Genomic DNA, 12419 nt, shown 5'->3' on the forward strand with positions numbered 1-12419 from the left:
CGCTCCTGGGGTCCGTCGAATCGTCATGTACAGGCAGAAGCACAAGCAGCGCATGACCCTGACGGCCGTCGCCGTGCTCGCCGTCCCGCTCGCGGCGGCCTGTGGCAGCGAGAAGGCGGGGGCGGGCAGCGGCGCCGCCGAGCCGGCCGAGCCGGTCACCGGCATCCGCTGGAGCATCGACAGCGTCACCGTCGACGGCACCACGCGGCGCGCTCCCGACGGCGCGAACCTCACCGTCGACGACGACGGCAGCGTCGAGGGCACCTACGGATGCAACCTGTTCAAGGGCCGGGCCACGTTCGAGGGCGACCGGATCCGGCTCGCCGACCGGGACACCACTCTGCGGGCCTGCGAGAAGCAGGTCATGGACCTGGAAGGCACCCTCGCCCGCACCCTCGGCGACGGCGCCCTGAGGACCGAGGTGGACGACGGCCGCCTCACCCTCACCACCGAGGGCGGCGACACCGTACGTCTCAGCAGGGCCGAGGACAGCCCGCTGTACGGCACCGAGTGGACCGTCACCACCCCCGCCGTCGACCGGCGCGCCCACCTCACCTTCGACAAGAAGGAGGGCACCGTCGCCGGCAGCCTCGGCTGCAACCATGTGAACGCCGAGGCCACCGTGCGCGACGGCCGTATCACCCTCGGCGTGCCGGGACTGACCCGAATGATGTGCGAAGACTCACTCATGGACAGCGAGCGGGCCCTGACACAGCTGTTCAACGGCACCGTGAGCTACCGAATCGAAGGCCAGAGCCTCACGCTGACCAGCGAAAACGGCACCAGTGTGCGGGCCGTCGCGCAACGCTGATCCACCTCGGGGGTCATATCCCGCATTCGGACCAGTGGCCGCTCTCGCCTACACTCGGGGACGTGCCACGTGGTGACGGACGACTCAACCACGACCTGCTCCCCGGCGAGAAGGGCCCCCAGGACGCTTGCGGCGTCTTCGGTGTCTGGGCGCCGGGCGAAGAGGTCGCCAAGCTGACGTACTTCGGGCTCTACGCCCTCCAGCATCGGGGCCAGGAATCCGCGGGAATCGCGGTCAGCAACGGCTCCCAGATCCTCGTCTTCAAGGACATGGGCCTCGTGTCCCAGGTCTTCGACGAGACCTCTCTCGGTTCGCTCCAGGGTCATATCGCGGTCGGACACGCCCGCTACTCGACCACCGGTGCCTCCGTGTGGGAGAACGCCCAGCCGACGTTCCGAGCCACCGCGCACGGATCCATCGCGCTCGGCCACAACGGCAACCTGGTCAACACGGCGCAGCTCGCCGAGATGGTCGCCGAGCTCCCCAAGGAGAACGGCCGCGCCCCCAAGGTGGCGGCCACCAACGACACCGACCTGATCACCGCCCTGCTGGCCGGCCAGCGCGCCGCCGACGGCGAACCGGTGACCGTGGAGCAGGCCGCGCACGTGGTCCTGCCCAAGGTCAGGGGTGCCTTCAGTCTCGTCTTCATGGACGAGAACACCCTGTACGCGGCCCGCGACCCGCAGGGCATCCGTCCGCTGGTCCTCGGCCGCCTGGAGCGCGGCTGGGTCGTCGCCTCCGAGTCCGCCGCCCTCGACATCTGCGGCGCGAGCTTCGTACGCGAGATCGAGCCGGGCGAGTTCGTCGCCATCGACGAGAACGGTCTGCGCACCTCCCGATTCGCGGAAGCAAAGCCCAAGGGCTGTGTCTTCGAGTACGTGTATCTGGCCCGCCCGGACACCGACATCGCCGGCCGGAACGTGTACCTCTCGCGCGTCGAGATGGGCCGCCGGCTCGCCAAGGAGTCCCCGGTCGAGGCCGACCTGGTCATACCGACCCCGGAATCGGGCACCCCGGCCGCCATCGGCTACGCGGAGGCCTCCGGCATCCCCTTCGGCGCGGGCCTGGTCAAGAACGCGTACGTCGGCCGTACGTTCATCCAGCCCTCGCAGACCATCCGGCAGCTCGGCATCCGCCTGAAGCTGAACCCGCTCAAGGAAGTCATCAAGGGCAAGCGCCTGGTCGTGGTCGACGACTCGATCGTCCGTGGCAACACCCAGCGCGCCCTGGTCCGTATGCTGCGCGAGGCGGGTGCCGCCGAGGTGCACATCCGGATCTCCTCGCCGCCCGTGAAGTGGCCCTGCTTCTTCGGCATCGACTTCGCCACCCGCGCCGAGCTCATCGCCAACGGCATGACCATCGACGAGATCGGCACCTCGCTGGGCGCCGACTCGCTGGCGTACATCTCCATCGACGGCATGATCGAGGCGACCACCATCGCCAAGCCGAACCTGTGCCGCGCCTGCTTCGACGGCGAGTACCCGATGGAGCTTCCCGACCCCGAGCTCCTCGGCAAGCAGCTCCTGGAGACCGAACTGGCCGCCGGCACCGCCGCCCCGGCCGCGGTCGACGCGATCCGCCGCCCGTAAGCCCTGACGGACGACACGAAAGCTCTCACAGCCATGTCCCAGAACACCGGTGCCAGCTACGCAGCGGCGGGCGTCGACATCGAGGCGGGCGACCGCGCGGTCGAGCTGATGAAGGAGTGGGTGAAGAAGACCCGGCGCCCCGAGGTCCTCGGCGGCCTCGGCGGATTCGCCGGCCTCTTCGACGCCTCCGCCCTCAAGAAGTACGAGCGCCCGCTGCTCGCCTCCGCCACGGACGGCGTCGGCACCAAGGTCGACATCGCGCGGCAGCTCGGTGTCTACGACTCCATCGGCCACGACCTGGTCGCGATGGTCATGGACGACATCGTGGTGTGCGGCGCCGAGCCGCTGTTCATGACCGACTACATCTGCGTCGGCAAGGTCCACCCCGAGCGCGTCGCCGCCATCGTCAAGGGCATCGCCGAGGGCTGTGTGCTGGCCGGCTGCGCCCTGGTCGGCGGCGAGACGGCCGAGCACCCGGGTCTGCTGGGTCCGGACGACTTCGATGTCGCCGGCGCCGGTACGGGCGTCGTGGAGGCCGACCGGCTGCTCGGCCCGGACCGCATCCGTACGGGTGACGCGGTGATCGCCATGGCGTCCTCCGGACTTCACTCCAACGGCTACTCCCTCGTCCGGCACGTGCTGCTGAACCGGGCGGGGCTCGCGCTGGACGCCCGGATCGACGAGCTCGGCCGGACCCTCGGCGAGGAGCTGCTGGAGCCCACCAAGATCTACTCGCTGGACTGCCTGGCGCTGATCCGCACCACCGAGGTGCACGCGTTCAGCCACATCACCGGCGGCGGACTCGCGGCCAACCTGGCACGTGTCGTCCCCGACGGGCTGCACGCGGTCGTGGACCGCTCCACCTGGACCCCCGCACCGGTGTTCGACCTGGTCGGCCGGACCGGTTCGGTCGAGCGGCTGGAGCTGGAGAAGACCCTGAACATGGGCGTCGGCATGATCGCCATCGTGCCGCAGGAGTCCGTCGACGTGGCGCTGGCCACACTGGCCGACCGCGGAGTGGACGCCTGGGTGGCCGGTGAGATCACCGACCGCGGCGAGCACACCACGGGCGCGGCCCTCGTCGGTGACTACGCGAACTGAGCACCGGGACGCTGTCCGTGCGACGGCCGGGCGGGCAGCACACCGGGTGGTGAGAGCCCTTCCGCGGTCCCGGGCAGCACTGAACCCGGCCGGTGACCGAGGTCACCGGCCGGGCTCATGCTCAGCGCAAGGTCAAGCGCCGCGACGCTGTTGCGAGGACGGGCCGTCCTCGTCCTCGTCGTCGTCCTCATAGAGGTCGGCGTACCGTGCGTACAGGTCGTCGTCTTGCTCATCGTCCTCGAAATGCTCACCGTTCGGTGGCTGATTCGTAGGCGATGCACCCAGCTCCTCGGCCAGGCGTGAGAGGTCAGTCCCACCGCTGTTGTACTTCAGCTGGCGGGCGACCTTCGTCTGCTTGGCCTTGGCCCGGCCGCGCCCCATGGCTCGACCCCCTCAACGACGGGGCTCGACGGCCCCAGAGTCTTGACACGCGTTCATGGTCCAGAACGGACTCTCCGCGGAGAGTCCGGTCCGTAGGGCTTCCACGGTACCTGAGCCCGCGCCCATACGGTACGTCGCCCGCATGACGTGCCCGTGCCCGGGACCGTCGAGGTGCCCTGTCCTCGCTGGTCAATCGCGATTTTAGCCACTTATCGACGGTCGACCCGCCGGGAGAAGTGAGAGTTCTCTCCAAGTGCCCGCCGGCGGGTACCGCTCAAACGTGCGAGGGCGGCCCGAACCGGGCCGCCCTCCCACGCGTCAGCGCGCCGAGCGTGCCTCCGCCATCCGCTGCTCGGCGATCCGATCGGCCGCGGCGGCCGGCGGAATCCCGTCCTCCTTCGCACGTGCGAATATGGCGAGCGTGGTGTCGAAGATCTTCGACGCCTTCGCCTTGCACCGGTCGAAGTCGAAGCCATGCAGTTCGTCGGCGACCTGGATGACACCGCCGGCGTTCACCACGTAGTCCGGCGCGTAGAGGATCCCGCGGTCGGCGAGGTCCTTCTCCACACCCGGGTGGGCGAGCTGGTTGTTGGCCGCGCCGCAGACCACCTTGGCGGTCAGGACCGGGACGGTCTGGTCGTTCAGCGCCCCGCCCAGCGCGCACGGGGCGTAGATGTCCAGGCCCTCGGTGCGGATCAGCGCCTCGGTGTCGGCGACGGCCGACACACCCTCGGGGTGCCGGTCCAGGATCCGCCGCACGGCGTCCTCGCGCACATCGGTGATCACGACCTCGGCCCCCTCGGCCCGCAGGTGCTCCACCAGGTGGTGGCCGACCTTGCCGACGCCCGCCACGCCGACCTTGCGGTCGCGCAGCGAGGGGTCGCCCCACAGGTGCTGGGCCGCGGCCCGCATGCCCTGGTAGACGCCGAAGGAGGTCAGCACCGAGGAGTCGCCCGCGCCGCCGTTCTCGGGGGAGCGGCCGGTGGTCCAGCGGCACTCACGGGCGACGACGTCCATGTCGGCCACATAGGTGCCGACGTCACAGGCGGTGACGTACCGGCCGCCGAGGGAGGCGACGAACCGGCCGTAGGCCAGCAGCAGCTCCTCGGACTTGATCTGCTCCGGGTCACCGATGATCACGGCCTTGCCGCCGCCGTGGTCGAGACCGGCCATGGCGTTCTTGTACGACATCCCGCGCGCGAGGTTCAGCGCGTCGGCGACGGCCTCCTCCTCGGAGGCGTACGGGTAGAAGCGCGTCCCGCCGAGGGCGGGGCCCAGGGCGGTGGAGTGGATGGCGATCACGGCCTTGAGGCCGCTGGCACGGTCCTGACAGAGCACGACTTGCTCGTGTCCCCCCTGGTCCGAGCGGAACAGGGTGTGCAGGACGCCGTCAGATACGTCGGTCACTGTGGTGACTCCTGAGTAGTTGCGGCGGGTGGGGTCGGCTCCCGGTGGTCCCCCCACGCTTGTGGCAAGGAGGCGGCGGCGGGTGCTGTGGCATGAGAGTAGATCCTTCCGCGTCCGACGGCGGCACCGTGTCCCATATCACCTCCGTCCGGAGTACCGCCGTGCGGCAATTTGGCCGGGTTTGCCATCCGTCCGAGCGGAGGTCCGGCAGGTTTTCGCGGCGGTCCGTGGGGGAGGGAGCAGGCGTGCCCAAGGTGTCCTCGGTGATCGTCCCCTACGCGGCGTACCTGCGCGTGTACGAACCGCTGGCCGCCTTCCCGGAACCGGAACGCGGCCACTGGGCCCGTTACGCGCGCCGTCCCGACCTCCCCTCCTACCAGGACGAACTCCGCCGGTCGCTCGCGGACCTGGCGCCCACCCCGCCGGTCCCGGTGCCGGTGCACGAGAGCGACGACGCGTTCGTCCTGGAGGCCGACGGCGTCGTCTGCGTCTGCCCGTGGCGCACCCGGCTGCGCAGCTGGCAGGCTCTGGGCGAGCTCGCCGAGGACTTTCCGCTGTCGGTCCTGGACGCTCTCCTGCCTCCGGTCGTACGGCACCAGGCCACCCAGGACTACGAACGCTGGCTCGCCGACCATCCCGACGCCCGGCCGTGGATCCGCACCGCGACCTGGCAGGTGCCGATCAACTGGTTCGTGCTGTTCGCGGACGACGAGCGGGAGTACGACAAGGGCTCCGGGGACGTGGCGCCCGTCCTGCGCTACCGGACCCCCATGGTGCAGGCCCGCCGGCGAGTGGCGCGCGGGCTGCGGGCGCTGCGGGACGCCGTGGACGAGAGCCTGCTGATCGACGGCCTCGTGGACGTGGGACGCTGGCTGGAGGAGTTCCACCCGCGCTCGCTGGTCGAGCTGGACTACGGCGGACTGGTGCACGCCGTGCCGGCCGGCGCGCTGGAGGGCGACCACTCGGCGGCGGACGTGGCCGAGGGGATCGCGGCGCTGCGGCGCGGCGACGGGGAGGGTGCGGGGGAGGCCTACGGGCGGCTCGTGGAGCGCTGGCGGGCGGTGCGTGACCTGCGCTCGGCGAACTGACGTTTGACCAAACGCCCTTCTTGGGGTTTTGTCTTCGCCCTGAGGTGCCTGAGGTTGTGTCAGCGCGGGCCCGAGAACGGACGTAGATGCCGATCCGGGCGTATGTCCCAAGCGCGCCAAGCGTGACGGACCGCACGTACGCGGCCCTTGCGCCGCTTGCCCACCCTCATGCCAAAATAGGACAAGGAGTCCGGCGAGGACTCCTCCGTCCTGCTGTGCTCGACTATGGGCGGTATCTCAGCATTGCACGCTTTGGGGGGTCTAGGGACTCCTGATCGCCGCTGTGACTGATCGTCACAGCGGCGTGACTGTCCGCTATGGCATGGTCCATCGGCTTCCGCGGCTGATGAACACCTGGGAGGGCAATTCCATCGGTTTGGCCGACGTGGCTGGACAGATGGTGTAGTTGTAGTGCCGAGGACAAGCCGTTCGTCCTATAACCGACTCGACTCGCGTCCGCCATTTCGGGCAACGCGGGTCAAGGTGCAGAATTTAGAGGAAAGAACCGAGAAGGTTCGGTTCTCCCGAGGAGGCCGCTCATGACCGCTCGCACCCCTGATGCCGAGCCGCTGCTGACCCCCGCTGAGGTCGCCACCATGTTCCGCGTCGACCCCAAGACGGTCACGCGCTGGGCGAAGGCAGGCAAGCTCACGTCGATCCGCACGCTCGGCGGGCATCGCCGCTACCGCGAAGCCGAGGTTCGCGCACTGCTCGCGGGCATTCCGCAGCAGCGCAGCGAGGCCTGAACCACCGCATGAACCGGGCAGAAGCGACTGGTCCCCCACTGGTCGAGACGCCCGGGAACACTGGCTACAAGCGACGCGGGGACTGCCCCAACAGGCCCCTCGCCCAAGCCGATCACAGCTTTCCAGGCAACTGAACAAGGGTGCGTCGTCGATCGCGCTGGACTCCGCCGGGTCCAGCGCGATCTTTTTTGTGCGCTGGTGAGGGGTCGGCGGCGCCGCTCGGCGGCCCGGGAGACGGTCCCTGCGCGGGCTTGTCGGACTCTGGGGACGGCTGGTGGGATCTCCCGTCCGTCGGCCGTGGGACGTCTCCGAGCGGTGCAATGGCACATATTAAATTGACCTGTTGTAGGTGGGCTGTAAGTGCCGCACCTCTCCAAACTCATGCGGTGACACCCGTCACATACCAGTCGGCTTGTTGAGCCTGTGGCATATGCGCTAGAGGGGACGGGCGTTGGGCGCGGGTTCTTCCCGGCCGGCTTCCGGCGGGCCGGAGTGGGAATCCAGCGCCAGCCGCAACAGGCGGTGGCAGATGGGGCAGTGATGTGTCAGATGCCGGTAGGACGACGCGGCCGACAGATGCGCACGGAGCAGGGCCCGCGTCTCGTGCCTAGCCGATGCCGCCATACGCCACCTCCAGGAGCCCACACGGAGTCATGCCCTGCTTCCTGAGGTACCGAGGGACGGCGGGCCCGTCAAGACGGCGTGAGGGGCACTTGAGAGGCGCACAGCGCCACGGTGACACGAAGACCGGGCCGGAGGTCCGACTTCGTCCCGGGCGGCCTGCGGAAGGCTTCGGGGGCCGGGTAGGACGAAGGCCCGCGGTCCCTTTCGGGTGCGGGCTTTGTTGCTGATGCGGTCCTGACGGGATTTGCTGTGCTGTTGCGCGGCTCCGCCGCGGGGCGCGGCCTTCGGGGGCCGGGTAGGACGAAGGCCCGCGGTCCCTTTCGGGTGCGGGCCTTCTTAGCGATGCGGTCCTGACGGGATTTGAACCCGCGGCCTCCACCTTGACAGGGTGGCGAGCACTCCAAACTGCTCCACAGGACCAGGTTTCGCAGCGCCATTCCTGCGTTGCGCTGCGAGAAGGACTGTACAGGAGGGGGAGCCCACTGGTCGAACTCACCCTGCGTACCGCCCCCGTTACGGCACCGCCGCGTCGATCGCCTTCACGATCCGCTTGTCCGACACCGGGTACGCCGTGCCGAGCGCGTGGGCGAAGTAGCTGACCCGCAGCTCCTCGATCATCCAGCGGATGTCCAGCACCTGCTGGGGAACGGGCCGCCCCTGCGGCATCTGCTCCAGCAGCCAGGCGTACTCGTCCTGCATCTCATGGACCTTGGCCATCCGCGTCGTGTCCCGTTGCACGTTCGCCGCCATCTGCTGCAGCCGGCGGTCCGCGGCCACCAGATACCGCATCAGGTCCGGCAGCCGCCGCAACCCCGCCTCCGTGACGAAGCCCGGCCGTACGAGGCCGTCCAGCTGCTTGCGTACGTCCTGCAGGTTCTGCTGCAGCGCAGGGCTCCGCACACTCTTCAGGCGGCGCTCACAGGCCTGCCACGCGGCCAGCACCTGCTGCACCCGGTCCACCGCGCGAACCGTCGTGTCGACGATCTCCGCGCGGACCTTGTCGTACAGCTTCCGGAACGACTCCTCGTCCCACACCGGACCGCCGAAGTCCGCGATGAGCTTGTCCGCCGCGGCCGTCGCGCAGTCCTCGAACAGGGCCTGCACGGAACCGTGCGGATTCGCGGACAGGGCCAGCTTTTGGGCGTTCGTCAGCTTTTCGGATGCGAACTTCGCGGGGTTCACCGGGATTCCGAGCAGGATCAGCCGCCGGGTGCCCTTCCACATCGCCTCCGCCTGCTCTGCCTCCGAGTCGAACAGCCGGACCGAGACCGAGTCGCCGTCGTCCACCAGGGCCGGGAACGCCTTCACCGGCTGACCGGCCCGACGCGTCTCGAACACCCGGGTGAGCGAACCGATCGTCCAGTCCGTCAGCCCCTTGCGCTCCAGCGACTCGCCGCCCTGGCGCTGCGCCGTCGCGGCGGCCGCCTGCGAGAGCGCCTTGCGGGCCTTCGGCCGCAGCCGGAGCTTCAGGGCCTCCAGGTCCTTGTCCTCGGCGAGTTTGCGGCGCCGCTCGTCCACGATCCGGAACGTCACCTTCAAGTGGTCGGGGACACGCGACCAGTCGAAGTCCTCCGCCTCGAACGGCACCCCGACCATCCGCTTGAGCTCACGGGCCATCGTGACGGTCAGCGGCTCCTGCAGGGGCACCGCCCGCTCCAGGAACGCCTTGGCGAAGTTCGGCGCCGGCACGTAGTTCCGCCGGATCGGCTTGGGCAGCGAACGGATCAGCTCCGTGACGACTTCCTCCCGCAGACCCGGGATCTGCCAGTCGAAGCCCTCGTCGGTCACCTGGTTCAGCACCTGCAGCGGGATGTGCACCGTCACACCGTCGGCGTCCGCGCCCGGCTCGAACTGGTACGTCACCCGGAACTTGAGCGGACCCTGCCGCCAGGCATCGGGATAGTCGGCCTTGGTGACCGCCTCCGCCGACTCACGGATCAGCATCTCCCGCTCGAAGTCGAGGAAGTCCGGCTGCTCCTGCCGCTTCCGCTTCCACCACGAGTCGAAGTGCGCCCCCGACACCACATGCTCGGGGATCCGCTGCTCGTAGAAGTCGAACAGGGTCTCGTCGTCGACGAGGATGTCCCGGCGCCGCGCCCGGTGCTCCAGCTCCTCGACCTCGGTCAGCAGCCGCCGGTTGTCCGCGTAGAACTTGTGGTGCGTCCGCCAGTCGCCCTCCACCAGGGCGTTGCGGATGAACAGCTCCCGGGAGACCTCCGGATCGATCCGCCCGTAGTTCACCTTGCGCTGCGCCACGATCGGTACGCCGTACAGCGTCACCTTCTCGTACGCCATCACGGCCGCCTGGTCCTTCTCCCAGTGCGGCTCGCTGTATGTGCGCTTGAGCAGATGCTCCGCGAGCGGCTCCACCCATTCCGGCTCGATCTTCGCGTTGACCCGGGCCCAGAGCCGGGACGTCTCCACCAGCTCGGCCGACATCACGAACCGCGGCGGCTTCTTGAACAGCGCCGAACCCGGGAAGATCGCGAACTTGGCGTTGCGGGCGCCCAGGTACTCGTTGCGCCCGCCCTCCTTGCGCCCGCCGCCCGGACCGGAGTCCTTGGACTCCTTCACGTCCTTCATGCCGATGTGCGAGAGCAGACCCGACAGCAGCGACATATGGATCTGGTCCGCCGGGGCGTCCTCCTCGTTCAGACGGATGCCCATCTGCTTGGCGACCGTCCGCAGCTGCGTGTAGATGTCCTGCCACTCGCGGATCCGCAGGAAGTTCAGGAACTCCTGCTTGCACATCCGCCGGAACGACGACGAACCGCGCTCCTTCTGCTGCTCGCGGATGTACCGCCAAAGGTTGAGGAAGGCCAGGAAGTCACTGGACTCGTCCCGGAACCGTGCGTGCTGCTGATCGGCCTGGGTCTGCTTGTCCGCCGGCCGTTCCCGCGGGTCCTGGATCGACAGGGCCGCCGCGATGACCATGACCTCTCGGGCGCAGCCGTTCCGGTCCGCCTCCAGCACCATGCGCGCCAGCCGGGGGTCCACCGGCAGCTGTGCCAGCTTCCGCCCGGTCTGCGTCAGCCGCTTGCGGGGATCCTTCTGCGCCGGGTCGAGCGCGCCCAGCTCCTGGAGCAGCTGGACACCGTCGCGGATGTTGCGGTGGTCCGGCGGGTCGATGAAGGGGAACTTCTCGATCTCCCCCAGGCCGGCCGCCGTCATCTGCAGGATGACCGAGGCGAGGTTCGTGCGCAGGATCTCCGGGTCCGTGAACTCCGGACGGACGAGGAAGTCCTCCTCGCTGTACAGCCGGATGCAGATGCCGTCCGACGTACGGCCGCAGCGGCCCTTGCGCTGGTTGGCGCTGGCCTGCGAGATCGGCTCGATCGGCAGCCGCTGCACCTTGGTGCGATGGCTGTAGCGGGAGATACGGGCGAACCCCGGGTCGATGACGTACTTGATACCCGGCACGGTGAGGGACGTCTCGGCCACGTTGGTCGCCAGAACGATCCTGCGGCCGGTGTGCTGCTGGAACACCCGGTGCTGCTCGGCGTGCGAGAGCCGGGCGTACAACGGCAGCACCTCGGTCGACCGGTACCGCTTCTTGGTGAGCGCGTCCGCCGTGTCCCGGATCTCCCGCTCACCGGAGAGGAACACCAGGATGTCGCCCGGCCCCTCCGCCATCAGCTCCTCGACGGCATCGGTGATCGCCGTGATCTGGTCCCGGTCGGCGTCCTCGGAATCCTCTTCCAGCAGCGGCCGATACCGCACCTCCACCGGATACGTACGCCCGCTGACCTCGATGATCGGCGCGTCCCCGAAATGCCGGGAGAAGCGCTCCGGGTCGATGGTCGCCGACGTGATGACGACCTTGAGGTCCGGACGCTTCGGCAGCAGCTGGGCGAGATAGCCGAGCAGGAAGTCGATGTTCAGCGAACGCTCGTGCGCCTCGTCGATGATGATCGTGTCGTAGGCGCGCAGCTCACGGTCGGTCTGGATCTCCGCGAGCAGGATGCCGTCGGTCATCAGCTTGATGAACGTGGCGTCGGGGTTCACCTGGTCGGTGAAGCGGACTTTCCAGCCCACGGCCTCCCCGAGCGGGGTCTCCAGCTCCTCGGCGATCCGCTCGGCCACCGTACGGGCGGCGATCCGCCGGGGCTGGGTGTGGCCGATCATGCCGCGCACGCCCCGGCCCAGCTCCATACAGATCTTGGGGATCTGCGTGGTCTTGCCGGAACCCGTCTCACCGGCGACGATCACGACCTGGTGGTCACGGATCGCCTCGGCGATGGCGTCCCTCTTCTGGCTGACGGGCAGCTGCTCGGGATACCTGACCTCCGGCACCCTGGCCCGGCGCGCCGCCATCCGCTCCTCGGCCGCGGCGACCTCCGCCTCGATCTCACCGAGCACGGCGGCACGCGCCTCCGGCTTACGGATCTTGCGGGCACCCTCGAGCCGCCGCCCGAGCCGGTGCGCATCGCGCAGCGACAGCTCGGAGAGGCGGGAGGCGAGGGAGCCGAGGGCGGGGGCAGAGTGCGTAGACATACGGAGTCCAGGATCTCAGACCGCGGAAAAACGCGGCGAGTCATTTTGCCGGGGCACACAACAAGGCCCCGATCGGTGATCGGGGCCTTTGCTGTGGCTGGGGCCGGGGTCGAACCGGCGACCTTCCGCTTTTCAGGCGGACGCTCGTACCAACTGAGCTACCCAGCCGCGGTGTTTC

9 protein-coding genes and 2 tRNA genes are annotated in these 12419 nt (G+C 69.1%); 5 read left to right on the forward strand and 6 right to left on the reverse strand.

Annotated elements, in window-relative coordinates; translation table 11 throughout:
* The first annotated feature begins 25 nt into the window (after positions 1-25).
* From AB0L56_RS07135 to purM, 3 genes are all read left to right on the forward strand, one after another.
* Positions 26-811 (forward strand): META domain-containing protein, encoded by a 786-nt coding sequence (locus tag AB0L56_RS07135; RefSeq protein WP_365419850.1) that lies wholly within the window; start codon positions 26-28, stop codon positions 809-811.
* Between the two features lie 62 nt (positions 812-873).
* A complete protein-coding gene (purF, locus tag AB0L56_RS07140) occupies positions 874-2400 on the forward strand; it encodes an amidophosphoribosyltransferase (protein ID WP_365419853.1) in 1527 nt (508 codons plus the stop codon).
* 33 nt (positions 2401-2433) lie between these two features.
* Entirely contained in the window at positions 2434-3501 is a 1068-nt protein-coding gene (gene purM / locus AB0L56_RS07145; RefSeq protein ID WP_365419856.1) for a phosphoribosylformylglycinamidine cyclo-ligase, read from the forward strand.
* Between the two features lie 132 nt (positions 3502-3633).
* On the opposite strand, the gene AB0L56_RS07150 is transcribed toward purM, so the two are convergent.
* The gene (locus tag AB0L56_RS07150; RefSeq protein ID WP_190167217.1) at positions 3634-3882 is read right to left on the reverse strand and encodes a DUF3073 domain-containing protein; all 249 of its coding nucleotides are present in this window, start codon (positions 3880-3882) and stop codon (positions 3634-3636) included.
* Positions 3883-4200: 318 nt separating this feature from the next.
* Entirely contained in the window at positions 4201-5289 is a 1089-nt protein-coding gene (locus tag AB0L56_RS07155; RefSeq protein WP_365419860.1) for a Glu/Leu/Phe/Val dehydrogenase dimerization domain-containing protein, read from the reverse strand.
* A 245-nt stretch (positions 5290-5534) separates the two neighbouring features.
* On the opposite strand from AB0L56_RS07155, the gene AB0L56_RS07160 reads away from it, so the two are divergent.
* On the forward strand, positions 5535-6377 hold the full coding sequence (locus AB0L56_RS07160) for a hypothetical protein (RefSeq protein WP_361027070.1): 843 nt from the start codon (positions 5535-5537) through the stop codon (positions 6375-6377).
* Positions 6378-6916: 539 nt separating this feature from the next.
* Positions 6917-7123 (forward strand): developmental transcriptional regulator BldC, encoded by a 207-nt coding sequence (gene bldC / locus AB0L56_RS07165; protein ID WP_003949541.1) that lies wholly within the window; start codon positions 6917-6919, stop codon positions 7121-7123.
* A 435-nt stretch (positions 7124-7558) separates the two neighbouring features.
* Here the strand turns inward: bldC and AB0L56_RS07170 are convergent, their stop codons facing one another.
* The 4 genes from AB0L56_RS07170 to AB0L56_RS07185 form a co-directional block, all read right to left on the reverse strand.
* Entirely contained in the window at positions 7559-7747 is a 189-nt protein-coding gene (locus tag AB0L56_RS07170; RefSeq protein ID WP_365419863.1) for a DUF6274 family protein, read from the reverse strand.
* A 345-nt stretch (positions 7748-8092) separates the two neighbouring features.
* Positions 8093-8167, reverse strand: a tRNA-Asp gene (locus tag AB0L56_RS07175).
* Positions 8168-8260: 93 nt separating this feature from the next.
* Positions 8261-12241, reverse strand: a complete 3981-nt coding sequence (hrpA, locus tag AB0L56_RS07180; RefSeq protein ID WP_365419866.1) for an ATP-dependent RNA helicase HrpA — start codon at positions 12239-12241, stop codon at positions 8261-8263.
* Between the two features lie 94 nt (positions 12242-12335).
* Positions 12336-12409 (reverse strand) — tRNA-Phe (locus tag AB0L56_RS07185).
* Positions 12410-12419 lie beyond the last annotated feature (10 nt).

The organism is Streptomyces sp. NPDC052079, assembly GCF_040680275.1.
Lineage (GTDB): Bacteria > Actinomycetota > Actinomycetes > Streptomycetales > Streptomycetaceae > Streptomyces.